The following is a 24,798-nucleotide window of genomic DNA, read 5'->3' as shown; positions in this document are numbered from 1 at the left end:
GTCCCTGAAATGAAAAGGGAAAGGGAGATCAACCGGTTATCTTGTGGAGATCATCGAGCACTTTGTTGTACTTCTCCTGAGCGGCACTGCGCCATTCGTCCATTATCTGGCTCTGGAAGCCGGCATCGTTGGCGATCTTGTCGTTGATCTTAGCCGCGTACTCCTCGGTGAAGGTGACCGTCTGCCCGGTTTCTGGATCCTTGAACTCTATCGGGGCGGTGAGCTCGTCCTTGAGCTGGTTGAACTGCTCCTCCGTGATCTTCCCGTCCCTGTAAGCCTTGACTATCGCCATCCAGGCCTGGTGGAGAGGACCACTATCGTCGACGAGGGTCGCCTTGAAGTAGTACTGGAGTGAGTTGACAGTCTTGAGGGCTCTGGCGTCGTCAAACGGTATGCCCTTGCTTGATATTGAGAGCTGGTAAGCCTTGTAGAGGGCGGGAGCGGCCTGGGCGTAGGTCTCTCCAGCGTGCTGGCCATTGAAGAGAACGCTGGCCTCGTCGTTGGTGATGGTCCTGTTGAAGACCTCGGCGTTGATTGGAAGCCTGTTGATGTCTGGGCTCATCCAGACGGCCTGTCCTTCGGTTAGGACCCAGTAGATAAACGCCTGCGCCGCCTCAGGGTGCTTGGCGTTCTTGAGGAGGGCTATCGGGTCGCCGTTTATGATGCTCTCTCCAGCCGGGATGACGTAGACGCAGTTGGGGTTCTGCTTCATGGCCGTGTAGCCGTAGAAGTCGATGGTGTTTCCGGCCGCTATCTCTCCGTTGATTACGGAGTCCCTGACGGCGTCGCTGGCTTCGTAGATCTTGGAGTTCGCCGCGATGAGCGTCATCATCCTCCATCCTTCATCCCATCCGAAGGCCTGGAGGATGATCTGGTATATCCTCGTGTTGGAGGTGCTCCTGGTCGGGTCCGCTATACCGTACATCTGCGGATCCCTGGCCCAGTCGGGTGAGGCTATGTCCTCCCACTTCTCCGGGAACGGGAGACCCTGCTTCTGAAGAACCTGCTTGTTCACGGTGAAACCAAAGGACGAGAGCGCCGCCGCTACCCAGTAGACCTGGCTTCCGTTCTTTCTTACCATAGGCATCCCTGCGAGATCCTCGGGGATCTGCTTGCCGATGAGGTCGAGTATCCTCTGGTCGGTTATCGGTGAGAGGTAGCCCATCCTGTACATGTCGTCGAAGAGGGTCGGACCCCCACCCCAGCCGACATCGGCGCCTTTCTTTACGAAGTTCGGCCAGAGGGATTCCGGAACGCCTATGAACTTGAGGTCTTTAATGTTGTACTGCTTCGCTATATCGCTCTTGAGGAAGAGTTGCTTGACCTTGTACTGTATAGTTGCGTCGTGTCTGGTCACTATTGTGAGGGTTATCCCGCCTCCAGAACTTCCTGAGCTTCCGCCTCCGCTTATGCACCCGCTGGCAACTACGCTTAAACCTAGGAGGATTATCAACAGGGCGCCAATAGAGCGTTTCATGGTACCATCCCCCTTGGAATTTTAACGGACCAAATAAAAGGCTGTCGGTGGATAAAAAAGAAGTAAAGAAGGTTCACTTCCTTCTCCTGAGGAGGAGCGGTACTACCGCCAGGCCTATGATGGCCGCTGGACCGCAGATGCCTGATCCGGAGCTGCTCTTCTTGGCAACTTCGGTGCTCCACTTGAAGATGTTTGATACAACCTTGGGGCCGTCGAGCGGCTTCTTGTAATAAACACTGCTCCACATTGGCTCGTAGCCGCCTATTGGGGTCTCACCGCTGACAATAACAACGCTCGGGTCCTTGTCCTTAAGCTCGATGATCTGAGCGGCGGCGATCGGGAACTCACCCTTGTCACCAGCGGTGTAAGCGTTCGCGGCCGGGTCGTTGTTCTCAACTATGTCCGAGCTGCTGTTGCTGTGGATGAGGATGTAGGCCTTCTTCGGCTTTGAGTCACCGCTGAGAGCGTGCCAGTCGCCGCTTCCGTCTGGGTTGTCGATCCATGCGACAACGCCCGGGCCGTGGACGAGAACGGCACCGCCGTGCTCGAAGCCCTGAACGAGAGTGTCCCTCTTCGGAGTGTCCTTATCCGGGTCGGCATAAGCCACAACACGGTAGGGCTTGCCTCCAGCGTTGCTCATGGCGTCCTCAACTGAGGCAAGGTCGAGCCTGAGGTTGGTGAGTCCGAGCTGGTCGAGGAAGCTGTTAACGAACTGCTGGGTCTTCGCACCGTTTCCATAGTCGGAGTCACCGGCTATCCAAAGGATGTGGCCACCCTCCTCAAGCCACTTCTTGACGGCCTCGGCCTCCTCCGGGTAGAGCGGGCTTGATGGCTGGCCTATGATGAGTATCTTGACGTTGTTGTTTGCGAGGGCGTCGTAGGTTATCTTGTCGCCGATCTTCTTAATGCCGAGCTCGTCTTCGTACTTGGCGTCGCCGAAGTAGACGAACGTGTAGTCCGTCAGGGTCTTGAGCATTCCCTCTGTTAGGGTCTGGTTCTTGTAGGTCACGTCATTCAGGCCCTTCGGGTTCTCTCCGTGGGCGAGGTCAACTGCTATAACGACCTTCTCTGAATTCTCAGCCGCGCTGACTCCAGGTGCCGCAAAAACACCAAAAACAGACAACAGGACAACAGCCGCCAATATTATTGCAGCCTTCCTCATGGTATCACCAGCGCATTTATGGAAAAGGGGGTTATAACTTTAACTGTGTCCTGCAGGTCTTTTGAACCCCTACAAGTCGGTCGTTCCTTTAATGCCCTGTAAAACTCCAGAAACGGTGGATAAAAATGAAAAAAATCAGAGCTGGAGCACCATTTGGGCAGGGTCCCTCACGGCGGGGCCGAGGCCGAGTATGTAGATCGCCAGGTACCAGAAGCGTCTCTCCTCCTCGTCTGGGACGAGGTATTTGAGGCCGTAGTAAACCGCTATGAGGATCACGGTTATCCAGGGATAGTAGAAGTAGGGGCCGAACCACTGGACTAGGTGGTGTTCGATCCAGTGGACCTCTCTGTAGCCGTAGTAGTGTATTCCGACGACGGTTGAGCCCATGTCGTACATGTGGGCGAGAACCGCGTAGAGGTAGAGCTTGTCGAAGGGCCTCCACTTGTAGTATGCCAGAACCACGGCCCAAGACGCAAGGGTGTGAAGCATCGTCAGCTCGTATGCCCTCCAGTCCTTTGCGTTGGCGAAGAGGAGGTAGTTCGCCCAGAGGGCCAGTACCGTGCCCCAGGCTATCGTGATCTTGGGGTAGGTCTTCAGCTTGGCGTCTGCTATCAGGGCCGGGACTATGAGGATGAAGGCCGTGAAGAATATCCCGGGGGTTAGAATCCAGGGGTTGGGCTCCAGAACTCCCCCATCGACCAGCGCCCTTACGGTTGACCCGAAGACCACCATTGGGGTTACCGCCCAGAAGAGCCTCTCATCAACTTTGATCCTCAGGGGTTTGATTATATACCTGTATGAATATATGACTCCAAGTCCAAAGAGGAGGGCGTAGACGAAAGTGTTTATCGCGTTGTAGCCGCTCCTCGTGTACATCGGTTCGATGAAGTATTCGTTGAGGAAGTGCCATACTGACTCCAGCATTTTATCACCCGCCCAGATTAATCTCCCAGATTAATAAACTTTGAGCCGGCTTGAGGTTTTTCTGATGTCCTCCTGAACTCAGTTGGTCAGTCCTCCCGATACCACAAAACTGACGGCAGTTTTAGCAATACTTTTAAGGTTGAAGTTCTTATCTCCTACGGTGGTATCCAATGGAGCCGTACTCTGTCTCATCACCGGAGGAGTCCATCGACATAAGCAGTGAGAGAACCCTTGGATTGGTAGGATCAATACTGGGTCTTATGGGGGCCATTCCCTATGTGGGGAGCATTATAGCGCTCCTGGGTCTCGTCCTGGTTCTGATAGCGCTCCACGGCATAGGTAGCAAAATGGGGGACGAGAGGCCCTTCAAGAACTACCTCAAAGGCTTTATCGTAGTGCTGGCGGCGGCAATAATAGCGGTGATACTCATAATAGCGGTCGTAATGGTCAACGGTACCGAATCGCACACTTCCAGCGAGTTCACGTTTGAACCGGGTTCCACCGTTGATATCATTGAGGGGAACGACGAGGGCCCATCCGCATCTGCGATCGCCGCCATCGTCCTCGGTGGAATCGCCGTGATAGCGGGAATAATACTGGGGGCGTACTACCAGAAGAAGGCTTGGGAAGCGATGTACGAGATAACTGGGGTCAAGGAGTTTAAAGAGACTGCAAAGTTCCTGTGGTGGGGCGTTCTGACCATCATAATACTGGTCGGCGTCATACTGCTCCTCGTATCGGACATCTACCAGATAATAGCTTTCTCAAACCTCCCCAAGAGGATCGCCAAGAAGTCCCCTCAGCCAGATGTCCCGGTGGATGACTTCGTCTGGTGAACTCCTCCCCCACCGTAAAGTTTATAAAGTCATCTCGGGAGGTCAGTACCGGTACGGCGGTCAGGGCGGCGGGGTTACACCCGGTCTCGTTTCGACCCCGGAAGTTAAGCCCGCCAGCGATCCCGGGTGTACTGCCCTCCGGGAGGGGGCGGGAAACCGGGGACGCCGCCGGCCACTATCACGCGCCCGGGTGGTGTAGCCCGGCCCATCATACGGGACTGTCACTCCCGTGACCCGGGTTCAAATCCCGGCCCGGGCGCCATACAGCCCTTTCTGACGAAAGAGCTGGCGGAAATAGCGTATTTTTCTGAAAACGCGGATTTTCAAGGGAGTTACTCTTAAAAGGCTATTTTAGGAGCGTTTGCTCTTCACAAGGCGTCCAAAGGACGCCAGAACAAGAAGCAAACGTCTTAAAAACCTGCTCTTAAAGTTAAACCTTTGCTAAGGGCACAAAAAGAGTGCACAGTGTAATGATTAGCATTTTGCGGGGAGGGCATTTTTTTGATCGAACTTTGCAATGCAAAGTTTGTTTGCCAAGCAAAAGTTTGATCAAAGCTCGTGGTTCCTTCTAAAATTGCCATTCTACAGGGATTTTCACTTGTACAAGGGGCGATTAAGCAGTGAATTCTTGTAATTCTTGCTTACTTAAAAAGAGTTTCTCTCGCTTTGACGCCCAAAGGGCGCCGATTACAAAGCAAACTCACAAAAAGAAAACCCGTTAAAATTTGGAATTCACGGCAAGAAGACAAGTTTCTAAAGAAAATCCTTTGAAAAGGGTACTTTTAGCGGGAGCCACAAACCTTACTTAAGTATCCCAAAGGATTACCACATTATCCCCGTGGGGGACACTTAGGATAAAGCTTATAAAACCGCCCCCATATCCAGAACTGCATGGGCCCGTAGCCTAGCAGGATAGGGCGCCGGCCTTCTAAGCCGGAGGTCGCGGGTTCGAATCCCGCCGGGCCCGCCAGAAAACAAACTTCGCCTGCGCGACGTTGAAGCGAAGCTTCAACGCACGGGACGATAGTCCCGTTGAGTTTGATCAAGGTTCGTGGTTCCTTCTAAAATTGCCCTTTTACATTGATTTTTATTCTAAAAAGCTCTCCTAAGATGGAATCCCACGAGTGCCAGCTTTTTTAAAAGGAGTTTCTCACATCTTGACGCCCTTTGGGCGTCTATCTAAAAATTAAACTCGCAAATAAGAACCAGATATGAATAATGAATTCCCCTCTAAAAGAGCGCCTTTATACTGAAAATCCACCAAGAGAGGCAGAACACTTCAAGAACCACAAACTTTTGGTGAAGCTTTTTCCAAAAGCTTCCTGTACTCTCAAACCCCCGGAGTGGGGCTTCGCCCCACAACCCCGTCTTTTCTTAAACTACAGGGGGGCTAACGTCCTCACACCCCGAACAGCTTGCTTGCGCAAGCGCTGGCGGAAAACAGTATGCTTTTTTGAAAATACTAATTCTCATGAGGTTTACTCTTAAAAAGTCAGTTTCATGAGTGCTTGCTCCCAACGAGGCGTCCTACGGATGCCAGAACAAAAAAGAAAACCTCCCCAAAGCCTGCTTTTAGAGTTAAACCTCCTGTTAATAACCAAAAAGTGCACACTATGTATCCAGCACTCTTACGAGAAGGTATCTTCTAATTAAACTTCACGGACAAAGTTTCTTTAGTGAAGATTTTATCCAATGAAATCCCTACAATGTGATTGTTAAAGTTGTGGCTCTCTTCTTTAATTTGCCGTGTAAAGTGATTGATAACAAGCTTAGCGTATATAGCGTCTGGATCTTTGCTAACTTGCATTATTAGAGGGTTTACATCATGTCTGACGCCCGAAGGGCGTCAAAAGAAAAACCACCCATGCAATAGTCACAAGGAGCTCCAGGCATATAATTAGCTCTCCGCATAGAATCACGATTTTAAGAATGAAAAATACGTGGAGAGCCACGAACTTTGATCAACCTTTGCGCAGGCAAAGGTTGCTACGGATAGAGCCTGCTCGGCGTCCTCGGGAAGAGGGTGGCCCAGCGGACGTGGTCGAGCTTGAGCACCCAGGCGACGAGCCTTTCAAGGCCGAGACCGAAGCCGCTGTGCGGAACGCTGCCGTACTTCCTGAGGTCGAGGTACCACTCGTAGTTCTTCGGATCCATCCCTTCCTCGATTATCCTTTCCACGAGCTTGTCGTAGTTGTCCTCACGCTGGGAGCCGCCTATAACCTCGCCGTATCCTTCCGGTGCGAGCATGTCGGCCGCTAAGACCTTCCTCGGGTCCTCTGGGTCTTCCTTCATGTAGAAGGCCTTGATGCCCTTCGGATAGCCGTAGACGAAGAACGGGGCCTCAAACTCCTGGGTGAGGATTCTCTCCTCGTCTGCCCCCATGTCCTCGCCCCACTCGATATCTACGCCCTTGCTCTGGAGTATGTCTATAGCCTCGTCGTAGCTTATCCTTGGGAAGGGCGGAACCGCGTTCTTTAGCGTCTTGATATCATCCTTGCGGTAGAGTTCAATCTCGTTCTTCCTCAGCTCAAGCGCCCTCTGCACCATGTAGCTCACAAGCTCCTCTTCGACCTTCATGATGTCCCAGAGGTCCATCCACGCGGCCTCGAGCTCGAGGTGCCAGAACTCGGTGAGGTGTCTCCTCGTCCTGCTCTTCTCGGCCCTGAAGCTTGGCGTAAGCGACCAGACCTTCTCAAGGCCGAAGATAGCCGCCTCAAGGTAGAGCTGGGCCGACTGGCTGAGGTAGGCAGTCTTGTCAAAGTACTTGAGCTTGAAGAGCGTCGCTCCTCCCTCAACGGCTCCTGTGACGAGGATCGGCGGGAAGACCTCGTACCAGCCATCCTGGAGGAGCCATTCCCTTGCTGCCTGCATGAGCGTACCTTTTACCTTCATTATCGCCGCGACCTTTGGGGAGTGCAGGTGGAGGTGCCTCACATCGAGGAGGAACTCCTCACTGGCGTCCTTTGTTATCGGGAAGAAGTCTACGTTCTGGATTATCTGAATCTTATCGGCCTGAACCTCGACCCCAGTCGGCGCACGTGGATCTGCCCTGACCGTTCCCTCGATTATGACGCTGGATTCTATCCCGACCTTCTTCGCCTCTTCGTATGCTTTTTCACTCAGCTCCTTCTTGAATATCGTCTGGACGATTCCGCTTGAATCGCGGAGGACGATGAAGACCTTCTTTCCGACTTCCCTCTTCCTGTAAACCCATCCAGCCAGCTTAACCCTCTTTCCTTCCATATCGGGCTTAACGTCAGCGCAATAAACCTTATCAATCACCTTTACCACCTCCAGAGGCTTTGAGGGGGAGTTTATAACGGTAGCGATTATCCAAACTGGACAGAAAAGCGTCAATTCATCCAGATCTCTAGGGCCATTACTCCCTTTGATACCCTGAGTATCGGCGGCATACTCCTCCCTTGAATTTCTCCAATTTAAACCCTTTGGGCGCTCTCATGTCATTTCGGCAGAAAATTTAAGTATGGTTCCGACAGATGTTCAAAGGGGATTGGAATGTTCGCCCTAGTGGGTACCGTTGTAGACGCTGAGAAGGTTCTTAGAAACCATGCGGTTCTGGTCGATGGGAAGACGATCTCTGCCGTTCTGTCCGCGGACGAACTTCGATCTCTCGGAGTTGATAGGATCTACGGGGGAGATGGATACCTCGTCATCCCCGGGCTCGTGAACGCTCACACTCACGTGGCAATGGCAAAGTTTAGGGGGCTTGGCGACGACCTCCCAACGGAGAAGTGGCTGGAGGAGATAATATGGCCGATGGAAAGGGAATGGACCGCCGAAGAGGTTGGCAGATGGGCCCTTCTGGGAACTGCGGAGGCCCTATCAAACGGCTCCACCGTTATAAACGACCACTATTTCTTCGCTGACGGGATAGCTAAGGCCGCTGAAAGGGTTGGGATAAGGGCCTTCGTGGGGCAGACGGTAATGGATCTGGTCGATTTCCCGCTGGCCGAGCCTGGGGAGGGATTTAGGTTCTTCGAGCGGTGGGATGGCAGGAGCGAACTGGTGACTCCTACCCTCGCCCCACACGCAACGAACACGGTTTCTTTTGAGCTGATGGAGGAAATAGCCGAGTTTTCGAGGGATAAGAACGCGCTGATCCATATTCACGTTGCCCAGAGCAGGGAAGAAGTGAGAAGTCTGAGGAAGCGCTACGGCTTTGGTCCCGTTGAGTATCTCAAAAGGAGCGGCGCCCTCGGCGGAAGGTTGGTCGGAGTTCACGGCGTCTACCTTCAAGGGGAAGAGCTGAGGGAGTACGGAATGAGCGGGGCCACTCTGGTTCACTGCCCGACCAGCAACGTACGGCTTGAGGGAAGAACTGTGGATCTTGAGCCGTTTGTCTCCGCCGGCGGAAACGTGGCCCTAGCCAACGATTCCCCCAACCCCGTTGGTATAATGGACATGTTCCTTGAGATGAGGGCCGCCTCCTTGGTGGGGAGCTTTCTGAAAGGTGGGGCGGAGCCTATCGGTTCGAGGGACATCTTCAGGTGGGCCACCGTCGGAGGGGCTAAGGCACTGGGAATAAAGGCCGGACTGATAAAATCGGGTTATCTCGCCGACCTGGTCCTGATAAATGCTAAGAAGCCCCAGTTCCTTCCGGGGAAGGATCCTTACTCTCACCTGGTTCACTCCGCCAGGGGGAGCGACGTTGAGATGGTCGTCGTTGGGGGTGAGATCGTTTACAGGAATGGCATCTTCGTGAAGCTCGGCCTGGACTGGTCGGGCCTCATGGAAAAGTTTTAAAATGCCCCTTGAGATTTGGCTATGGCTTGGTTCAGGCTAACTGGAGGGATCGATATGGGGAACATTAAGCAGACTTTCATCAAGAGAACCGCACGCGAGCTGTTTGACAGGTACCCTGACCAGTTCACCAGGGACTTCGAGCACAACAAGAAGAAGGTCGAGGAGCTCACCAACGTCACCAGCAAGACCATCAGGAACAGGATCGCCGGCTACATAACGAGGCTCGTCAGGATGAAGGAAGAGGGCAAGATCCTCTGAATTAGCCCTTCCCTTCAATTTTTGCCTCTTTTTGGTTCCTAAAAGTCGTTGAGGCTTTTGATCATCCTCCTCGGGAGTTTCGGGCTTACCTCACGCATTATCTCGTCGAAGAGCTCCTCGTTTTCCTGTGCCACCCTCCGGAGGAGGTTCTCTATGTAGGTCTCCACCATCAGCCTGACCTCCTCAAGCTCCCTCTTGGCTTCGAGCATCTCCCTCAGCCTCTCCTCGATCTGCCCAAGGAACTCAACGAGCTCTCTAACCTTTTCCTCCGCTGGCTCGGTGGACTTTATAAGCTCCCTCGCCTCGGAGTAAACTTCCCCCGCCCTTATTTTCCTGGGCTCGTAAAGTTCCGTTCCGAAGACGTAGGGCGTGAGCATTACCTCCAGCCTGAAGCCCCGCCTTATGGTGTAGTACTTCCTGGGCCTGCCGCGGGGTATCTTCTCGGTTCTCTCCTCCACGAGACCCGCGCTCTTCAGGATTTTCAGGTGTTCGAGGACGGCCTTCTGCCCTACCCCTAGCTCCTGGCTCAGTTCGCTCACGTAGTACGGCCTCCTGGTGAGAAGGATGAGTATCCTCCTCCGCGTCTCGTTGCCGAGTATGTCGAGGAGCCTTCCCATGTCTGATTCCATGATCTCACCTCCCCCACCTTACTAACCTAATGTAAGAAAAAATGCCTTTAAGTTTTTTGGTCTGGACTCAGGTTTATAAACGTTCCACCCACTCCTCTCAGGGGAGTGAGGATCATGATCTACGTCAAGGTCTACCGGGTTCAGGGGGAGGTCGTCGTTGCCGCCTGTGACGAGGAGCTGTTGGGTAAGACCTTCCGGGAGGGAGAGCTCAAGCTGGAGGTGAAGGAGCGCTTTTACAAAGGCGACCTCGTTGAGGAAGATGCCCTGGAGGGGTTGCTGAGCGAGGCCACGATAGCCAACCTCACCGGAGAGAGGTGCGTCTCCAAGGCCGTTGAGCTGGGCTACGTGGATGAGAAACGGATTTTGCGGGTTGAGGGCGTTCCCCACGCCCAGATGGCGAGGATAATGTGGTGATGGGTATGGGCGAGAGGTTCTGCTACCGCTGTGGAATAAGCGAGGAGGAAGGCGGACCACTGATAGACGGCCTGTGTCAGGTCTGCTTCAGAAAAGAGAATCCAGTTCTCCTGATTGATGATGAGGTAAACACCGAACTCTGCCAGAACTGCGGGAGCTACAAACGGAACGGCGTCTGGGTGGATCCGAAAAGCTACGAGCTTGAGGAGCTGATATTCGAAGTTGCCGACAACGCACTGCTGGAGGCCCTCTCCAAGTCCCTTGACGAGAGGGTGAAGATCTTTGAAGTGGTTCCAATGGATGAGCTGGAGGAAGTGGAAGAACTGCCGGTGGGTAAGGCTCTGGTGGCTTTTCAGCCCGTTGACTGGCACATAGAGTACTTCCCGGCGATAATCACCTACGAGGTCCGCGTTAAGGCCAGGATCCACGAACTCCAGGTCGAACTACACGACGAGAGGAAGTACGTTACGGTCTACGTCCGCCAGACCGTCTGCCCCCGCTGTCAGAAGTTCCTTGGCGGCTACTTTGAGGCCATACTCCAGGTTCGCGCCGACGGCAGACCCCTCGATGAGGGCGAGAGGAAGAGGATCGAGAACCTCGTCGGTGAGAAGGTCGACGAAATAATGCGGAAGGACAGGATGGGCTTCATACAGGACACGATAGAGAAGGAGGAAGGTTTGGACTTCTACATGGGGTCCACCTCGGCAGCGAGAAAGCTCGCCCAGGCCATAAAGGAGCGGTTTGGGGGGACTATCAGCGAGGCCTACGAGCTCGTTGGGGTGGACAGGCAGACGAGCAGAGAGGTCTACCGCACGAGCGTCAGCGTAAGGATACCGAGATTCAGGAAGGGCGACATCGTGACCGACAGGAACGGCAACGTCTACGAGGTGGAGCGCGTCGACGGCAGGGGCATGACCCTCAGGGATCTGAAAACGGGTGAGGGGGAGCACCGGAACTGGAAGAGCCTGAAGAGGGAGGGCGTTGAGGTAGTCGATGCCGAGAGGAGCGAGGCCATGGTGACCAGCATTGGAAAAGACGAGGTTCAAATGATGGACATGAAAACCTACGAGACCTACGAGCTCGAAAAGCCGGATTTCGAGGTCAGAGAAGGCGAGGTATACGAGATGGTGGGGGTGAAGGGCAGGAGGTACTTCCTGAAGCGCAAGTCTTATTAACTTTCACCTCTTTTTCACTCTCGGTGATACATATGGGATGGGACGGGCTCTACGCTTCTGCTTTCGAGGGGGTTCGTAACAGCATCGGTGGGGTTGGTAAGGTTCTGCTCGCATACAACACCAACATCGATGCTATAAGGTACCTCAAGGGGGAAGACCTTGAGGAGAGGATTGAAGCGGCCGGAAGGGATAAGGTTCTCCCCTATTCCGAGGAGCTTCCTAAGAGAATAGAGAGCGTTCCGCAGCTTTTAGGATCAATACTCTGGAGCGTCAGGAGGGGAAAAGCCGCCGAGCTCTTCGTGGAGAGCTGTTCGGTTCGCTTCTACATGAGGCGCTGGGGCTGGGACGAGCTCAGGATGGGCGGCCAGGTTGGGATAATGGCGAACCTCCTAGGTGGAGTGTACGGCGTTCCTGTCATAGCCCACGTTCCTCAGCTGTCGCGGCTTCAGGCAGGACTTTTTAAGGATGGCCCCATCTACGTGCCCAAAGCCGGGAATGAGGGGATTAAGCTGGTTCATCCAAAAGAATTCGAGGCCGGCGAGGAAAACTGCATCCACTACATCTACGAGTTCCCTCGCGGCTTCAGCGTTCTCGACTTTGAGGCCCCGAGGGAGAACCGCTTCATCGGAGCGGCAGACGACTACAACCCGAACCTCGTCATAAGGCCTGAGTTTGAGGAGAATTTTGGGGAGATAGCCCAGAAGGCTGAGCTGGCAATAATAAGCGGACTCCAATCACTGACGGAAGAGAACTACCGCGAGCCCTTCGAGACGATAAAGGCACACCTTGACCTCCTTGAGGAGAGAGGCATCCCCGCCCACCTGGAGTTCGCCTTCACTCCCGACGAGACCGTGAGGAAGGAGATCCTTGGAATCCTCGGAAAGTTCTGGAGCGTCGGCTTAAACGAGGTCGAGCTGGCCTCGATAATGGAGGTGATGGGTGAGAAGGCCATAGCTGAAAAACTCCTCGCTCACGATCCCGTTGATCCCATAGCCGTCACAGAGGCCATGCTCAAGCTCGCCGAGAAGACGGGAGTCAGGAGGATACACTTCCACACCTACGGCTATTACCTGACTCTGACCGATTACAGAGGCGAATTTGTAAGGGACGCGCTCCTCTTCGCTGCCTTAGCTGCGGCGGCAAAGGCAAAACTCGGGGATGTCAGGAACATAGACGACGTTGTGAAGGCCATGGACGTACCCATAAACGAGAAGGCAAGGGGCGTTGAGGGAGCCCTAACGAAGGAGTACAGCATGAAGGATGGCATAGCGGAAGTAAACAGCTACCAGCTTTCCTTCATTCCGACGAAGATCGTCGCAAAACCCAAGAGCACCGTCGGAATCGGTGACACCATATCGAGCTCAGCCTTTGTGGGCGAGTTTGCTCTCCGCTGACTTCCTTTTACACAATTTTCGCCAAAGTTAAAAACAGAGATGGCAAAGTAGTGGCAGAGGATACGAAGGTGATCCCCATGAAGACGCTCATTCTCGCCGGTGGGAAGGGAACGAGGCTCTGGCCGCTCAGCAGGGAGCTGATGCCCAAGCAGTTCGTCCGCTTCCTCGATGATAGAAGCCTGTTCCAGAAGACCGTTGAGAGGGCTCTTAAGTTCTCGAAGCCTGATGAAATCTTCGTCGTGACGAATAAGAAGTACAAGTTCAGGGTTCTAGATGACCTCCACGAACTCGGCCTGGAACTCCCCGAGGGAAATATCCTTCTCGAACCGAGGGGGAGGAACACCCTCCCGGCAATATACTGGGGGATAAGGCGCATTGAGGACGCCTTCGGAGATTCCGTGGTCGCCGTCCTTCCGAGCGACCATCTGATAGATGCTGGAGAAGCCTACGAGAAGGCGTTCAAAAATGCGGAGAGGCTCGCCAGAGACCATCTCGTAACGTTTGGAATAAAGCCGACCAGGCCTCACACCGGCTACGGCTACATAAAGCCCGGTGAAGCCCTCAGAGAAGGGGATGCCCTCCTGGGATACCGCGTCGCGGAGTTCAAGGAGAAGCCCGACCTGGAGACGGCCAAACGCTACGTTGAAGAAGGCTACTACTGGAACAGCGGCATGTTCATGCTCGATACGGAGGTTTTCCTTGAGGAAGTGGCCAGACATGCTCCAGATGTTCTCCGGGCCTTCGAGGAGGAAAACATAGAGAAGGCCTACGAGCTGGCCCCTGACATAAGCATCGACTACGGCGTCATGGAGAAGACCGACAAGGCCGCGGTCGTTCCCCTCAACGTCTACTGGAACGACCTCGGAAGCTTCGACGCGATCTACGAAGTCCTCGAGAAGGACGAGAACGGGAACGCGGTAAGGATCGGCGGGAAGAGGGCATACCACATCGGCATAAACTCGAGGAACAACCTCATCATGGCCGAGAGGCTTACCGCCACCGTTGGCGTTGAAGACCTCATCGTAATCGACACCGACGATGCCCTCCTTATAGCCCACCGTGGGGAGGGGCAGAGGGTTAAGGAGGTTTATAAGAGGCTCAAGGAGAGGAACGATGAGAGGGCGATAGTTCACAGGACTGCCTACCGGCCCTGGGGGAGCTACACAGTGCTTGAAGAAAACGACCGCTACAAGATAAAGCGCCTGACCGTCCTTCCGGGTAAAAAGCTCTCGCTCCAGATGCACTACCACAGGAGCGAGCACTGGGTCGTTGTGAGGGGAACCGCGAAGGTAGTCGTTGGAGACGAGGAGATACTCCTCCGCCCCGGGGAGAGCACCTTCATCCCCGCTGGAGTCATTCACCGCCTTGAGAACCCCGGGAAGGTTGTCCTTGAGGTCATCGAGACTCAGATAGGTGAGTATTTGGGTGAAGACGACATAGTCCGTTTTGAAGATGATTTTGGGAGGGAGTAAAATGGGAAAGCTCTTTGGAACCTTCGGCGTTAGGGGGATAGCGAACGAGAGGATAACGCCCGAGTTCGCCCTTAAAATCGGCATGGCCTTTGGGACGCTCCTAAAGAGGGAAGGCAGGGAGAGACCGCTCGTCGTTGTCGGCAGAGATACGAGGGTGAGCGGCGAGATGCTGAAGGATGCCCTCATAAGCGGGCTTTTGAGCACTGGCTGCGACGTCATAGACGTTGGAATAGCCCCAACCCCGGCGATCCAGTGGGCGACCGACCACTTCAACGCTGATGGTGGAGCCGTTATAACTGCCTCTCACAACCCACCGGAATACAACGGCATAAAGCTCCTTGAACCGAACGGCATGGGGCTGAAGAAGGAGAGGGAAGCAATCGTTGAGGAGCTGTTTTTCAATGAGGACTTCTACAGGGCAAAGTGGGACGAGATAGGTGAGTTGAGGAATGAGGACATAGTGAAGCTCTACATCGAGGCGATAAAAAACAGGGTTAACGTTGAGGCGATAAAGAAGAGGAAACCATTCGTTGTCGTGGACACCTCGAACGGTGCCGGTTCTCTTACTCTGCCCTACCTCCTGAGGGAACTTGGATGCAAGGTCGTTTCGGTAAACGCTCACCCGGACGGCCACTTTCCAGCTAGAAACCCGGAGCCAAACGAGGAGAATCTGAGGGAGTTCAAGGAGATAGTTAAGGCCCTCGGAGCCGACTTCGGCGTTGCCCAGGACGGAGACGCCGATAGGGCCGTCTTCATCGACGAGAACGGCCGCTTCATCCAGGGCGATAAGACGTTCGCCCTCGTTGCGGATGCCGTGCTGAGGGAGAAAGGTGGAGGGCTTTTGGTTACGACAATAGCGACCTCGAACCTGCTCGACGATATAGCCAAGAGGAACGGTGCAAAGATCATGAGAACTAAGGTTGGAGACCTCATAGTTGCCAGGGCTCTCCTAGAGAACAACGGCACCATCGGCGGCGAGGAGAACGGCGGCGTTATCTTCCCGGACTTCGTGCTCGGCAGGGATGGGGCGATGACGACGGCGAAGATAGTTGAGATATTCGCGAAGAGCGGAAAGAAGTTCAGCGAGCTTATAGACGAACTTCCGAAGTACTATCAGTTCAAGACGAAGAGGCACGTTGAAGGCGACAGAAAAGCAATCGTCGCCAAGGTGGCTCAGCTAGCAGAGAATAGGGGCTACAAGATAGACACCACCGACGGGGCGAAGATACTCTTCGAGGACGGCTGGGTGCTCGTGAGGGCTAGCGGGACCGAGCCGATAATCAGGGTCTTCAGTGAGGCGAAGAGCGAGGAGAAAGCTGAGGAGTACCTTGAGATCGGGATTAGGCTTCTGGAGGAGGCAATTAAGGATTGAGTTTTCCATTTTTTTTGGCTGTTTAACCTTTCTATGTTCTAGGGACTTTCGGGCTGTAGTTCTCAGTCAGGGTATTGAAACTGCGAGGAAAGTTATGAAAGGAGGTTCAAAGGTAGCCCCTGTCCTCTTCCTCCTGCGTTGACTGGGGCATGCCCTGCTCCAGCATCGCCCTCTGCATCTCCTGGACCTTCTTGAGGATCTCCTCGGTCTCCTTGGCCCTCTCGTCGAGGGCCGACATGTCCACCTGTATTCCGAGGATCTTCGTTACGGCAGAAAGGACGGCCTTAGCGGCTTTCGGATCGACTATGTATCCGAGGCTCTCCCCCAGGAGGCTTATGCCGTACATTGAGCGGAGCTTGCCGATGCCGAGGAGCAGGCCGGCGGCGCCGACTATTGCCCCTCCTTCATCCTCTCTCCAGACAACTTCGACTTTGCAGTCCTCAAGCTTCTTCCTGTAGTACTCAACGAGCTCCTCGTGGGTTACGGCTGCGAGAACCCTCGGCTCACCCTGGAGCTCCGGCACCTGATAGCCGCCCATGGTGATTATCTCCCTGACCCCCAGCTCGCTGACGAAGTCCAGCATCTTCCCAACGACCTCGTAGTGGCCGGGGCTGTCGGTTGGCGGAACCTGCTGGTCGCCGGTGATTATGATGACGTCCCTTCCTTCTTCGTCCGGATTCTTCCAGTAGTAGAACTCGTTCTTCATCAGCTCTACTATCGAGCCCTTCTTGATGAGAACCTGGTGCATGAAGTGCGGTGAGTAGAGCTCGGCGAACTTGACCGCGTTGAGCTCCTGTATAAGGTGATCCGCGGCGAGCTTTCCGACGAGACCTATTCCAGGGAGCCCCTCGATGAAGACGGGATCCCTAAGCTTTGGCCTCTCGAGCATGTACACGAACGACTCCTTCATCTCACTCCCCCCTCGCTATGCCCATCTGCTCGCGCTTCAGCCTTCTGCGGTACTCCCCGTAGGGATCCTCCGGTGAGAAGCGCGGCGGGTGGGCTACCTTGGTTTTAGCCCCGCAGACAGGGCAGACCTCCTTGAGTGTGTACCTGCCGCAGTTTGGGCACTTCCTTATCCTGAAGTGCATCAGGAACCCCTCTTCTTGACCTTCTTAATGCGCTTCTCCTTCCTTATCAGCGTCGCCTCTCCCCCGGCTTCCTTGATGACCCTGAGGATCTCCTCCGCTATGTCCTCAAGAACCTCCTCGGCCTTGTAGTAGTCTGGCGCCGTGATGTCTATCCTGTACCTCGGGGCGCCCTGGTATGAGAACTTGACCTTCACTTCTTTGTCTTCGTTGGCCCTGTCCCTGGCCCTTATCAGGGCCTCCCTGATTATCTCTATCCCGTTCGGCTTCGGAACGGTTATCTCGAACTCCGCATCTATCGTAACCGTTGGGATCTCGACGTACGCCTCTATTATCGGCCTGAGGGCTTCAATCCACTCGTCGCTTATTATGTCCTTTAGGACTTCAATCCCGTTCTGGGCGGCGTCCTCAAAGGCGGCATACACTTCCCCGTACTCCTCTTCAAGGGGAACCCAAACTTCTCTCCAGGCAGTATCGAAGTCCTTCCCAAGCTTCTCCGCCGCCATCTTGAGCAGGTTCTCGGCCTTCTGCGCCCTCTTGTACTCCTGGAGCTTGGCCTTCCTCTGCTGCTGGTTCACCCTCTTGAGGCTCAAATCAATGTGCCCCTTGCTGGGGTCAACGCGGATGACCTTGGCGACTATTTTCTGACCTTCCTTGATGAAGTCTCTGATGTTCTTCACCCAGGTCGGGGCCACCTCACTTATGTGCATGAAGCCCTCCTTACCCGGGTACTCGTCGAGTTTGAGGAAAGCACCGTAAGGGTGAATGTTCTTAACGGTGGCAACGACGAACTCCCCCTCTTCGGGATACTCTCTGGCCTTCCTTGGCATGAGAATCACCTCTTATCTTTATCCCGCTAAACCTACGAGAAAAGCCTTTTTAAAGTTGTGGAGTGTAACCGGAAAATCCGAAAATTGGGAAGAATCAGGCCGGCCTTGCGCTCTGCTTGATGACCCTCAGGAGCTTTGCCTCCTCCGCCAGAACGCGGAACTTCTCCTTCTTGACCCTCTCAAGCTTGTGGGCTACCTTCTCCCTCTGACGGGCCATCCTCACGAGTTTTGCTTCCTCGAGAATGAGGTACTCCTTCTGCTTCTTCACAACGTCAAGCCTGCGTTTTAACAATTTTATTCCCGACTCCATGCTGTTCACCGGAAGTTATAGCGCGCTGGAAACTTAAAAAGTTTTCGCTTAATGCCAATAATGAAATCGGCGATAGTCGAAATCATCCCCCCGAGACCACGGGAATTACCTCCACGGAATCCCCGTCCTTTACTGGTTCATCTTCCAATGCGACCCTTCCGTTCACCCTCGCTATCGCGCTCTCCGTGTTGAAGCCGACCTCGCGCAGGACATCCTTTACTAGGAGCCCCTTTCTCCACTCTATTTCCCTCTCAATGCCCCTTCCGAGAACCTTCACCCTTATCATTCCCACCACCGCCCCAATCTGGGGTTCCGGTCTTATAAACCCAATGGGCTCTTCCGATCATGCAAAGGTTTATAAAACGTCCCCTGAAAAACCCAACAGTCGTGAAAAGCGGTTGATGGTTAGAGGTGATGATCATGGGAAGGACTGTCAAGGTCGGTTCAGCTGGAAGGTTTGGTCCCAGGTACGGTCTCAAGATAAGGAGAAGGGTCGCGGCCGTTGAGGCCAAAATGAAGCAGAAGCACGTCTGCCCGGTCTGCGGAAGGAAGGCCGTTAGGAGGATAAGCACTGGAATATGGCAGTGCCAGAAGTGCGGCGCTACCTTCGCCGGAGGCGCCTACCTGCCGACCACCCCTGCTGGAAAGGTCGCCAAGCGCGTTACGGCCTCCAAGGCCTGATCCCTTTTATCTTCGGGTGGTAGCTATGGTTATGGCCGTTTACCGCTGCGCAAAGTGCGGAAGGGAGGTCGAGCTCGACCTCGAGAACACAAGGGAAGTCCGCTGCCCCTACTGCGGCAGCAAGATACTCTACAAGCCCAGGCCCCGCGTGGCCAGGCGCGTCAAGGCCATCTGACTGCCTAAACCTCAATTTCCAATTCTGGACTCTCCAGGGTTATTTCTCCGCTGGGCAACAGCGCAATGCTCAGCGCGTAGACCTCTACCCCTGCTTTCTTGGCCTCTTTCAGGAGCCTCGCTATCTCCGGGTCGCCCTTCTCGTAGGGTTTGAACTTCTCAACGCTGGGCATCGCACCTATGAAGAAAATCATCGCCCTCTTTCCAGAACTGGAAAGCTCTATCAGCTCCCGTATGTGCTTCTGCCCCCTCACGCTCGGGCAGTCGGGGTACATCGCATACTCTCCCCTTTCACCGCCCCGCAAAACCGCGCTCTTCATCTCGGCGTAGAATTCACCGCCGGGGCACTCGAAGAGATAATCCAGGCGGGATTTTCCAACGGTTATCTCCTTCCTTTTTATGGAGCAGTCCTTCAACCAGGGGACCAGACCGAGTTCAACGGCCCTCTCAAAGGCCTTAGCCTGCGTTCTGGTGTCTATTATCGCTCCCTTATCCCCCAAATCCTCGAAGGCCACCAAAACGAAGTCCGTCTTCCCCCCGCTCTTAGGCGTGCAGAAGGCCTTTCTTCCTTCAACCATGAACTCCTCAAGGCGGCCAGTATTCGTTACAAGGGCCTTTCTGATTTCGCCGTTTACCTCAACGAGGGCAACGAAGCGGTTGAGCCTCTCGATGAATTTGCATGGAACAACATCGAGTTTCATCAGGACGGGTTTCTTCATAGGTGTTACTGCACCGAAAGACGTTTTTAATTTTAGGGGCAAACTTAAACGGTGGTTCGATGATACCGGAGGAGTTCATTAAATACGCCTTTGAGGAGAGGGTGGCTGGAATAAGGAAGCTGGCGGAGGGGAGGTTTGACCCCTCGATACTGCTCGGCTTCACGAGGCACAACCCGGCGATAATAACCTGTGGCAAAGCAGGGCCGAACGGGTCGATCAAGGGGATAGGCTTTATTCACAAGGAGGAATACCTGGAAGAAACCCTCCAGAAGCTCCGCGAGGAGCTGAGAAGACCTTACAACCCCAGAGAAGCCCTCAACTTTCTTCTCAACGAGATCTACGTGAGGGAAAAGATTGACTTCACCAAGCTGGTGTCCCTTGAGCTGGCCAAAAAGCACACATGGACGAACGTCACTGGAGGAAGCAAAGAAGCGACGGTGCTCTTCTTCACTCCTCCGAGCACCTCATACGAAGTTCGCTGTGAGGTTGAGGTTCATGAAGGAGATGAAGTCTGGGAGTACACCAACGCCGTCCACGACACATTTCACCGGCCGGAGAAGCCGAGAGACTGGAAGAGAACGCCCGCATACCTCTTCAAAATCAAGGAGATTTACGACAACGGCGAGAGGGCGATGGGGGTGAGGATTTATCCCTAATTTCATGACATTAGCATCGAATTTTTGTCCAGTACTGGATAATCCAGTTGGAGGATAATCATGAAATTCCACAACTGGGGAACATGACTACGTCTGTCCTTGTGGCAATAACTTCAGAGAAACTGCGATGACTGCCTAACCCTTGAGGGACTGCTCTCCCACCTAAAACCTTAAATATCTCGCGCACCACATTCAGATGGAAATCTAAATGGAGGCGATCCCCATGGTCGACTACGAACTCCTCAAAAAGATCGTTGAGGCCCCCGGTGTTTCCGGGTATGAGTTCCTTGGCGTTAGGGACGTTGTAATTGAAGCTTTCAAGCCCTACGTTGACGAGATAAAGGTTGACAAGCTGGGCAACGTCATAGCCCACAAGAAGGGGTCTGGACCAAAGGTAATGCTCGCGGGCCATATGGACCAGATCGGCCTCATGGTCACCCACATAGAGAAGAACGGCTTCCTCCGCGTTGCCCCAGTCGGCGGCGTTGACCCGAGAACACTGATAGCCCAGCGCTTCAAGGTTTGGATCGGGCCGAATGAGTACATCTACGGTGTCGGCGGAAGCGTTCCCCCCCACATCCAGAAGCCCGAGGAGAGGACCAAGGCCCCAACATGGGATCAGGTCTTCATCGACATCGGCGCCGAGAGCAAGGAAGAGGCTGAGGAAATGGGCGTCAAGATCGGCACCGTTATTACCTGGGACGGAAGGCTCGAGAGGCTCGGGAAGCACAGGCTCCTCAGCATAGCCCACGACGACAGGATAGCGGTTTACATCCTCGCCGAAGCAGCTAGGAAGCTGGGCGAGACCGACGCCGACGTCTACTTCGTCGCCACCGTCCAGGAGGAGGTTGGCCTCCGCGGTGCAAGGGTTTCCGCGTTTGGCATTGATCCCGACTACGGCTTTGCCCTCGACGTTACCATCGCTGCCGACGTTCCGGGAACGCCGGAGCACAAGCAGATAACCCAGCTTGGTAAGGGTACCGCCATCAAGATCATGGACCGCTCGGTCATCTGCCATCCAAAGATAGTCCGCTGGATGGAGGAGCTTGCCAAGAAGTACGAGATTCCCTACCAGTGGGACATCCTCACAGGGGGAGGAACCGATGCAGGAGCCATTCACCTCAACAAGAGCGGCGTCCCGAGCGGAGGTATAAGCATTCCGGCGCGCTACATCCACTCGAACACTGAGGTCGTTGACGAGAGGGACGTTGACGCGAGCGTTGAGCTGACTGTAAAGGTTCTCGAGCACATTGGGGAGCTGGAGATCTGAACCTTTCCTTCATTTCTTTATGACGTCCAGAACAGCACCTGACTCTATCATTCTCCTGGATTGTTGTGGTCTTGAGTTTCATCGGTTTCTCCTGCTGCCTCTGGAGAGGGTTTTTCCACGGGTGCCTGCGATTGTGAGGGGGTTTTCTTCATCTTCCACAGTTCATACGCCAGGAATCCCGCACCCGCCGCTATCCCGAGTAGGAGGGACGGAAACTTTGAGGGAAGCGGGAGCCCCCTGTGCCACCTGTAGAGGAGGTAGTTCTGGTAAGCGAAGAGGTACGTGAACCAGCCTATCAAAAGGGCCTCGATGCCGTATTCGATGATCTTCAGCGCCCTGTCCTCGTCCATCTTTATCGCCGTAGTGAGTGGGTCTCCCTCTTAAAAACTTTAGCGGGGAAAAATTAAAAGCCTGCCCCCCAACCCATCTGGAGAGACCATGGCGAATCTGGAATACTTTCCCTACAAATCACCGAGACCCCACCAGGCTGAGTTCATAGAGCTGGTCCAGGAAGCCGTCACCAGCGGGGAGAACGTCATTATAGAAGCCCCGACCGGCTTTGGAAAGACGATAAGCGTCCTCGCGGGCGTTCTCCCCTATGCCAAGGAGATGGGCTACAAGGTTCTCTATCTAGCCAGAACCCACAGGCAGATGGACAGGGTTGTCGAGGAGCTGAAGGAGATAAGGAAGAAAACCCCGGTTTCGGGCGTTGAGATGAGGAGCAGGAAGGAGCTCTGCCTCCACAACTACCTGCGCGAGTACACGAGCGACGCCTATACCGCGATGGTCGTCTGCAAGAACCTGAGGAAAGCGGGCAAGTGCCAGTTTTACGAGAACGAGAAGAAGAAAAAGGCCGAGCTCGACGAGCTCACGCACTTTTTCCTTGAAAGTCCCAGCCACCCGGCTGAGATCCTCAGCTACGCGGAGACGCTTGAGATATGCCCCTACGACGTCACTAGGCTCGTTGCCCACAAGGCTGACGTGATCGTGGCGAGCTACCTCTACATGCTCAACCCCTCTATCAGGGAGAACTTTCTGACCTACCTCGACCTCGACTACTCGGATCTGATAGTAATCTTCGACGAGGCCCACAACCTCCCTGACCAGGCCATCTCAGCTTTGAGCGACAGGATGAGCATCCACACCATCAACAGGGCGATAAAAGAAGCTGACGAGTACAGGGAGCACGAGATAGCCAACTTCCTCAGCATCCTGGGCCGCGGTCTGGAGATCCTCTTCCAGGAGAAGCTGTCCGAGAGAAACGTGGAGGAGGCCCCGGTTCAGCCGGAGCTCGTCTTCGCGCACGTGATCGATGTCCTCGGCTTCGATACCCGCTGGCTTGTAAAGACCCTGAACGAGATGGTTTCTGTTGGAGATTCGATAAGGGAGGACAGGATAGAGAAGGGGAAGCCCCCGCGCTCCTACATAGGCAGGGTTGGTGAGTTCCTCCTCCTCTGGCTCTCGCTCATCGGGAGGGACGACTATCTCTTCCTCATGAGCAGGAGCGGCGGCTTAAGCCTTGAACTTGTGGCGTTGGATCCCTCAAGGGCCTTGAGCTTTGTTAAAGACGTCCAGAGCGCGGTTTTCATGTCCGGAACCCTGACTCCGCTCGAAGCCTTCAGGGACGTTATGGGGATCGAGAACTCTCGCCTGAAGAAGTTCCCCAGGATGGTGAAGAGGGAAAACGCCCTCGTCCTCGTTGCCAGGGACGTCTCCACGAGGGGAGATGAGAGGTCGATGGATACCTATCGGAGGATGTCGGACTACATAGTCGAGGCCGTTAAGTTTATCCCCAGGAACGTTGGAGTTTTTACTGCCTCATATGAGGTTCTCCAAGGATTGCTCTCCGCCAACCTCCAGGTGAGGCTTGAGGAGACCGGTAAGGCGGTCTTCATCGAAAAGCAGGGATCTTCCTCTAAGGAGAACGACCTTCTCGTTGCCCAGTTCAAGGCCCACGCGAGGGCCAACGGGGCGGTTTTACTCGGCGTGATGGGGGGCAGGAACAGCGAGGGACAGGACTACTCCGGGGACGAGATGAACGGGGTTGTTTTGGTCGGTCTGCCCTACGCGAGGCCCACACCCAGAATTGAGGCTCAGATAAGGTACTTTGAGAAGAAGTTCCCTGGAAAAGGACGATACTACGGCTACTACCTCCCCGCCCACAGGAAGCTCGTCCAGGCGGCTGGAAGGGTTCACCGTTCAGCGGAGGAGAGGGGAAGCATAATAATCCTTGACTACCGCGTCCTCTGGAGGAACGTGAAAAAGGATCTCCCGGACTGGATTACAGAGGAGATGAAGCCAGTGGATCTAGCCAGGATGAGGCTCTATCTGAGGAGGTTCTGGACTAAACCCTGAACTCCTTCTCAACCTTTACCTTCGCCCCCCCGACGTAGGCGAACTTCACCAGCCTGTACCTCCCGGGCTCCAGATCCACGGGAAGCCTCTGCTCGTAGGTTTCCCCGGGTACCAGCACTATCCTGCGCTCTATGAAGACTATCCCCGGATCGAGCTTCCTCCAGAACCCAGTGCTCTTCTCGTAGAGCTCGATCTCGTTGGTCGTCTCGACCTTCACCGTGTTGGGGTTGGTAACCCGAACTATCAGCTCCCCCTTCTTGGGCACGATCTCTATGTCCAGCTCGACCTCTGGAACGGATCCGTATGGGACAACCCCGATCCTTTCATTGCCGGGAACCTTTACTACCCTCATCTGAAGGTGCTCTGCGTTTCACATGATAAGCTTTTCGCCCTCACTCTTCCTCTGGGTACTCCCTGCAGGGGCAGAGCATCACTGAGACCCTTCTGTGCCTCGGGCCGTCGAGTTCAACGAAGAGTATCCTCTGCCAGGTTCCGAGGAGGAGCTCCCCCTCGTCCACTGGAATGACGAGTTCCGTGTTCAGGAACAGCCCCGCCCTGAGGTGGGAGTGGGCGTTGTGGTCTATCCTGTCGTGTTTGTAGCCGACCCCCTTTGGAATCAGCTCCTTCATTTTCTCTTTGAAGTCCTCTAGAAGGCCGCTTTCTGGTTCGTTAATCATAAGACCCGTTGTGGTGTGTCGGGTGAAGACAACCGCTATCCCGTGTTTGAGCTTCCCTTTCCAGACCGCTCTCTGCACCTCGTCCGTGATGTCAACGACCTGAAACCTCTCCCGTGTTGGAACCTCAAAGCTGAAGAGCACGACCACCACCGAAAGAATTA

27 protein-coding genes, 2 tRNA genes and 1 rRNA gene are annotated in these 24,798 nt (G+C 54.4%); 16 read left to right on the top strand and 14 right to left on the bottom strand.

Annotated elements, in window-relative coordinates; translation table 11 throughout:
- Positions 1-28: 28 nt before the first annotated feature.
- The 3 genes from A3L09_RS08865 to A3L09_RS08855 all read right to left on the bottom strand — a co-directional run bounded on the left by A3L09_RS08865 (position 29) and on the right by A3L09_RS08855 (position 3,563).
- Positions 29-1,477, bottom strand: a complete 1,449-nt coding sequence (locus A3L09_RS08865; protein WP_088858607.1) for an ABC transporter substrate-binding protein — start codon at positions 1,475-1,477, stop codon at positions 29-31.
- A gap of 73 nt (positions 1,478-1,550) precedes the next feature.
- Positions 1,551-2,639, bottom strand: coding sequence for a CGP-CTERM sorting domain-containing protein (locus A3L09_RS08860; RefSeq protein WP_088858606.1), 1,089 nt, complete (start codon positions 2,637-2,639; stop codon positions 1,551-1,553).
- Positions 2,640-2,774: 135 nt separating this feature from the next.
- Complete coding sequence (locus tag A3L09_RS08855; RefSeq protein WP_088858605.1) at positions 2,775-3,563, bottom strand: DUF63 family protein; 789 nt, start codon at positions 3,561-3,563, stop codon at positions 2,775-2,777.
- 170 nt (positions 3,564-3,733) lie between these two features.
- On the opposite strand from A3L09_RS08855, the gene A3L09_RS08850 reads away from it, so the two are divergent.
- The 4 genes from A3L09_RS08850 to A3L09_RS08835 all read left to right on the top strand — a co-directional run bounded on the left by A3L09_RS08850 (position 3,734) and on the right by A3L09_RS08835 (position 5,369).
- A complete protein-coding gene (locus tag A3L09_RS08850) occupies positions 3,734-4,399 on the top strand; it encodes a DUF996 domain-containing protein (protein WP_088858604.1) in 666 nt (221 codons plus the stop codon).
- A 52-nt stretch (positions 4,400-4,451) separates the two neighbouring features.
- Positions 4,452-4,573: ribosomal RNA gene (gene rrf, locus A3L09_RS08845) — 5S ribosomal RNA — on the top strand.
- A 10-nt stretch (positions 4,574-4,583) separates the two neighbouring features.
- Positions 4,584-4,661: transfer RNA gene (locus A3L09_RS08840), tRNA-Asp, on the top strand.
- A 631-nt stretch (positions 4,662-5,292) separates the two neighbouring features.
- Positions 5,293-5,369: transfer RNA gene (locus A3L09_RS08835), tRNA-Arg, on the top strand.
- 1,016 nt (positions 5,370-6,385) lie between these two features.
- On the opposite strand, the gene asnS is transcribed toward A3L09_RS08835, so the two are convergent.
- Positions 6,386-7,681: an asparagine--tRNA ligase gene (asnS, locus tag A3L09_RS08830; protein WP_088858603.1), complete on the bottom strand. Its 1,296-nt coding sequence runs from the start codon at positions 7,679-7,681 to the stop codon at positions 6,386-6,388.
- 234 nt (positions 7,682-7,915) lie between these two features.
- Between asnS and A3L09_RS08825 the strand changes: the two genes are divergently transcribed.
- Both A3L09_RS08825 and A3L09_RS08820 read left to right on the top strand, forming a co-directional pair.
- The gene (locus tag A3L09_RS08825) at positions 7,916-9,163 is read left to right on the top strand and encodes an amidohydrolase family protein (RefSeq protein ID WP_088858602.1); all 1,248 of its coding nucleotides are present in this window, start codon (positions 7,916-7,918) and stop codon (positions 9,161-9,163) included.
- 54 nt (positions 9,164-9,217) lie between these two features.
- Positions 9,218-9,421 (top strand): 30S ribosomal protein S17e, encoded by a 204-nt coding sequence (locus A3L09_RS08820; RefSeq protein ID WP_088858601.1) that lies wholly within the window; start codon positions 9,218-9,220, stop codon positions 9,419-9,421.
- 38 nt (positions 9,422-9,459) lie between these two features.
- Here the strand turns inward: A3L09_RS08820 and A3L09_RS08815 are convergent, their stop codons facing one another.
- Complete coding sequence (locus A3L09_RS08815) at positions 9,460-10,050, bottom strand: ArsR/SmtB family transcription factor (RefSeq protein WP_088858600.1); 591 nt, start codon at positions 10,048-10,050, stop codon at positions 9,460-9,462.
- Between the two features lie 114 nt (positions 10,051-10,164).
- Between A3L09_RS08815 and A3L09_RS08810 the strand changes: the two genes are divergently transcribed.
- From A3L09_RS08810 to glmM, 5 genes are all read left to right on the top strand, one after another.
- A complete protein-coding gene (locus A3L09_RS08810) occupies positions 10,165-10,464 on the top strand; it encodes a DUF424 domain-containing protein (RefSeq protein WP_088858599.1) in 300 nt (99 codons plus the stop codon).
- A 5-nt stretch (positions 10,465-10,469) separates the two neighbouring features.
- On the top strand, positions 10,470-11,639 hold the full coding sequence (locus tag A3L09_RS08805; protein WP_088858598.1) for a 60S ribosomal export protein NMD3: 1,170 nt from the start codon (positions 10,470-10,472) through the stop codon (positions 11,637-11,639).
- Positions 11,640-11,671: 32 nt separating this feature from the next.
- On the top strand, positions 11,672-13,033 hold the full coding sequence (locus A3L09_RS08800; protein ID WP_088858597.1) for an ADP-specific glucokinase: 1,362 nt from the start codon (positions 11,672-11,674) through the stop codon (positions 13,031-13,033).
- 77 nt (positions 13,034-13,110) lie between these two features.
- The gene (locus A3L09_RS08795; RefSeq protein ID WP_088858596.1) at positions 13,111-14,505 is read left to right on the top strand and encodes a mannose-1-phosphate guanylyltransferase/mannose-6-phosphate isomerase; all 1,395 of its coding nucleotides are present in this window, start codon (positions 13,111-13,113) and stop codon (positions 14,503-14,505) included.
- 1 nt (position 14,506) lies between these two features.
- Entirely contained in the window at positions 14,507-15,877 is a 1,371-nt protein-coding gene (gene glmM, locus A3L09_RS08790; RefSeq protein ID WP_088858595.1) for a phosphoglucosamine mutase, read from the top strand.
- Positions 15,878-15,983: 106 nt separating this feature from the next.
- Here glmM and A3L09_RS08785 read toward each other — a convergent pair whose 3' ends face one another.
- The 5 genes from A3L09_RS08785 to A3L09_RS08765 form a co-directional block, all read right to left on the bottom strand.
- Positions 15,984-16,787, bottom strand: a complete 804-nt coding sequence (locus A3L09_RS08785; RefSeq protein WP_088858594.1) for a proteasome assembly chaperone family protein — start codon at positions 16,785-16,787, stop codon at positions 15,984-15,986.
- Between the two features lies 1 nt (position 16,788).
- Positions 16,789-16,968, bottom strand: coding sequence for an RNA-protein complex protein Nop10 (locus A3L09_RS08780; RefSeq protein WP_088858593.1), 180 nt, complete (start codon positions 16,966-16,968; stop codon positions 16,789-16,791).
- Positions 16,968-17,795 carry a translation initiation factor IF-2 subunit alpha gene (locus tag A3L09_RS08775; RefSeq protein WP_088858592.1) on the bottom strand — a complete coding sequence of 276 codons (828 nt, stop codon included), beginning with the start codon at positions 17,793-17,795 and terminating at the stop codon, positions 16,968-16,970. The genes A3L09_RS08780 and A3L09_RS08775 overlap by 1 nt, the downstream gene beginning before the upstream one ends.
- A 94-nt stretch (positions 17,796-17,889) precedes the next feature.
- Entirely contained in the window at positions 17,890-18,105 is a 216-nt protein-coding gene (locus A3L09_RS08770; RefSeq protein ID WP_088858591.1) for a hypothetical protein, read from the bottom strand.
- Positions 18,106-18,187: 82 nt separating this feature from the next.
- Entirely contained in the window at positions 18,188-18,391 is a 204-nt protein-coding gene (locus A3L09_RS08765; RefSeq protein WP_088858590.1) for a MoaD/ThiS family protein, read from the bottom strand.
- Positions 18,392-18,525: 134 nt separating this feature from the next.
- Here A3L09_RS08765 and A3L09_RS08760 point away from each other — a divergent pair, with 134 nt between their 5' ends.
- Together A3L09_RS08760 and A3L09_RS08755 are read left to right on the top strand one after the other, a co-directional pair.
- Entirely contained in the window at positions 18,526-18,786 is a 261-nt protein-coding gene (locus A3L09_RS08760) for a 50S ribosomal protein L37ae (RefSeq protein ID WP_088858589.1), read from the top strand.
- Between the two features lie 25 nt (positions 18,787-18,811).
- Positions 18,812-18,961 (top strand): DNA-directed RNA polymerase subunit P, encoded by a 150-nt coding sequence (locus A3L09_RS08755; protein ID WP_014788082.1) that lies wholly within the window; start codon positions 18,812-18,814, stop codon positions 18,959-18,961.
- A gap of 4 nt (positions 18,962-18,965) precedes the next feature.
- Here the strand turns inward: A3L09_RS08755 and sfsA are convergent, their stop codons facing one another.
- Entirely contained in the window at positions 18,966-19,679 is a 714-nt protein-coding gene (gene sfsA / locus A3L09_RS08750; RefSeq protein ID WP_088858588.1) for a DNA/RNA nuclease SfsA, read from the bottom strand.
- Positions 19,680-19,738: 59 nt separating this feature from the next.
- On the opposite strand from sfsA, the gene A3L09_RS08745 reads away from it, so the two are divergent.
- Together A3L09_RS08745 and A3L09_RS08740 are read left to right on the top strand one after the other, a co-directional pair.
- The gene (locus A3L09_RS08745; RefSeq protein WP_088858587.1) at positions 19,739-20,335 is read left to right on the top strand and encodes a hypothetical protein; all 597 of its coding nucleotides are present in this window, start codon (positions 19,739-19,741) and stop codon (positions 20,333-20,335) included.
- A 223-nt stretch (positions 20,336-20,558) separates the two neighbouring features.
- Positions 20,559-21,605 carry a M42 family metallopeptidase gene (locus tag A3L09_RS08740; RefSeq protein WP_088859041.1) on the top strand — a complete coding sequence of 349 codons (1,047 nt, stop codon included), beginning with the start codon at positions 20,559-20,561 and terminating at the stop codon, positions 21,603-21,605.
- 47 nt (positions 21,606-21,652) lie between these two features.
- Here the strand turns inward: A3L09_RS08740 and A3L09_RS08735 are convergent, their stop codons facing one another.
- Positions 21,653-21,955, bottom strand: a complete 303-nt coding sequence (locus tag A3L09_RS08735) for a hypothetical protein (protein WP_088858586.1) — start codon at positions 21,953-21,955, stop codon at positions 21,653-21,655.
- Positions 21,956-22,043: 88 nt separating this feature from the next.
- Between A3L09_RS08735 and A3L09_RS08730 the strand changes: the two genes are divergently transcribed.
- Complete coding sequence (locus A3L09_RS08730) at positions 22,044-23,960, top strand: helicase C-terminal domain-containing protein (protein WP_088858585.1); 1,917 nt, start codon at positions 22,044-22,046, stop codon at positions 23,958-23,960.
- Here A3L09_RS08730 and A3L09_RS08725 read toward each other — a convergent pair.
- Entirely contained in the window at positions 23,950-24,312 is a 363-nt protein-coding gene (locus A3L09_RS08725; protein ID WP_088858584.1) for an immunoglobulin-like domain-containing protein, read from the bottom strand. The genes A3L09_RS08730 and A3L09_RS08725 overlap by 11 nt on opposite strands.
- Positions 24,313-24,352: 40 nt before the next feature.
- The gene (locus tag A3L09_RS08720) at positions 24,353-24,778 is read right to left on the bottom strand and encodes a secondary thiamine-phosphate synthase enzyme YjbQ (RefSeq protein WP_088858583.1); all 426 of its coding nucleotides are present in this window, start codon (positions 24,776-24,778) and stop codon (positions 24,353-24,355) included.
- Between the last annotated feature and the right edge of the window lie 20 nt (positions 24,779-24,798).

Source organism: Thermococcus profundus, from assembly GCF_002214585.1.
GTDB lineage: Archaea > Methanobacteriota_B > Thermococci > Thermococcales > Thermococcaceae > Thermococcus > Thermococcus profundus.
The sequence above is the reverse complement of the archived record's forward strand: the minus strand, read 5'-3'. Positions and strand labels throughout refer to the sequence as shown.

Bases quoted from the DNA above. Each gene is read 5' to 3' on its own strand.
- A3L09_RS08865 (WP_088858607.1), bottom strand. From the start codon at position 1,477: ATGAAACGCTCTATTGGCGCCCTGTTGATAATCCTCCTAGGTTTAAGC.
- A3L09_RS08860 (WP_088858606.1), bottom strand. From the start codon at position 2,639: ATGAGGAAGGCTGCAATAATATTGGCGGCTGTTGTCCTGTTGTCTGTT.
- A3L09_RS08855 (WP_088858605.1), bottom strand. From the start codon at position 3,563: ATGCTGGAGTCAGTATGGCACTTCCTCAACGAATACTTCATCGAACCG.
- A3L09_RS08850 (WP_088858604.1), top strand. From the start codon at position 3,734: ATGGAGCCGTACTCTGTCTCATCACCGGAGGAGTCCATCGACATAAGC.
- A3L09_RS08825 (WP_088858602.1), top strand. From the start codon at position 7,916: ATGTTCGCCCTAGTGGGTACCGTTGTAGACGCTGAGAAGGTTCTTAGA.
- A3L09_RS08820 (WP_088858601.1), top strand. From the start codon at position 9,218: ATGGGGAACATTAAGCAGACTTTCATCAAGAGAACCGCACGCGAGCTG.
- A3L09_RS08815 (WP_088858600.1), bottom strand. From the start codon at position 10,050: ATGGAATCAGACATGGGAAGGCTCCTCGACATACTCGGCAACGAGACG.
- A3L09_RS08810 (WP_088858599.1), top strand. From the start codon at position 10,165: ATGATCTACGTCAAGGTCTACCGGGTTCAGGGGGAGGTCGTCGTTGCC.
- A3L09_RS08805 (WP_088858598.1), top strand. From the start codon at position 10,470: ATGGGCGAGAGGTTCTGCTACCGCTGTGGAATAAGCGAGGAGGAAGGC.
- A3L09_RS08800 (WP_088858597.1), top strand. From the start codon at position 11,672: ATGGGATGGGACGGGCTCTACGCTTCTGCTTTCGAGGGGGTTCGTAAC.
- A3L09_RS08795 (WP_088858596.1), top strand. From the start codon at position 13,111: ATGAAGACGCTCATTCTCGCCGGTGGGAAGGGAACGAGGCTCTGGCCG.
- glmM (WP_088858595.1), top strand. From the start codon at position 14,507: ATGGGAAAGCTCTTTGGAACCTTCGGCGTTAGGGGGATAGCGAACGAG.
- A3L09_RS08785 (WP_088858594.1), bottom strand. From the start codon at position 16,787: ATGAAGGAGTCGTTCGTGTACATGCTCGAGAGGCCAAAGCTTAGGGAT.
- A3L09_RS08780 (WP_088858593.1), bottom strand. From the start codon at position 16,968: ATGCACTTCAGGATAAGGAAGTGCCCAAACTGCGGCAGGTACACACTC.
- A3L09_RS08775 (WP_088858592.1), bottom strand. From the start codon at position 17,795: ATGCCAAGGAAGGCCAGAGAGTATCCCGAAGAGGGGGAGTTCGTCGTT.
- A3L09_RS08770 (WP_088858591.1), bottom strand. From the start codon at position 18,105: ATGGAGTCGGGAATAAAATTGTTAAAACGCAGGCTTGACGTTGTGAAG.
- A3L09_RS08765 (WP_088858590.1), bottom strand. From the start codon at position 18,391: ATGATAAGGGTGAAGGTTCTCGGAAGGGGCATTGAGAGGGAAATAGAG.
- A3L09_RS08760 (WP_088858589.1), top strand. From the start codon at position 18,526: ATGGGAAGGACTGTCAAGGTCGGTTCAGCTGGAAGGTTTGGTCCCAGG.
- A3L09_RS08755 (WP_014788082.1), top strand. From the start codon at position 18,812: ATGGTTATGGCCGTTTACCGCTGCGCAAAGTGCGGAAGGGAGGTCGAG.
- sfsA (WP_088858588.1), bottom strand. From the start codon at position 19,679: ATGAAGAAACCCGTCCTGATGAAACTCGATGTTGTTCCATGCAAATTC.
- A3L09_RS08745 (WP_088858587.1), top strand. From the start codon at position 19,739: ATGATACCGGAGGAGTTCATTAAATACGCCTTTGAGGAGAGGGTGGCT.
- A3L09_RS08740 (WP_088859041.1), top strand. From the start codon at position 20,559: ATGGTCGACTACGAACTCCTCAAAAAGATCGTTGAGGCCCCCGGTGTT.
- A3L09_RS08735 (WP_088858586.1), bottom strand. From the start codon at position 21,955: ATGGACGAGGACAGGGCGCTGAAGATCATCGAATACGGCATCGAGGCC.
- A3L09_RS08730 (WP_088858585.1), top strand. From the start codon at position 22,044: ATGGCGAATCTGGAATACTTTCCCTACAAATCACCGAGACCCCACCAG.
- A3L09_RS08725 (WP_088858584.1), bottom strand. From the start codon at position 24,312: ATGAGGGTAGTAAAGGTTCCCGGCAATGAAAGGATCGGGGTTGTCCCA.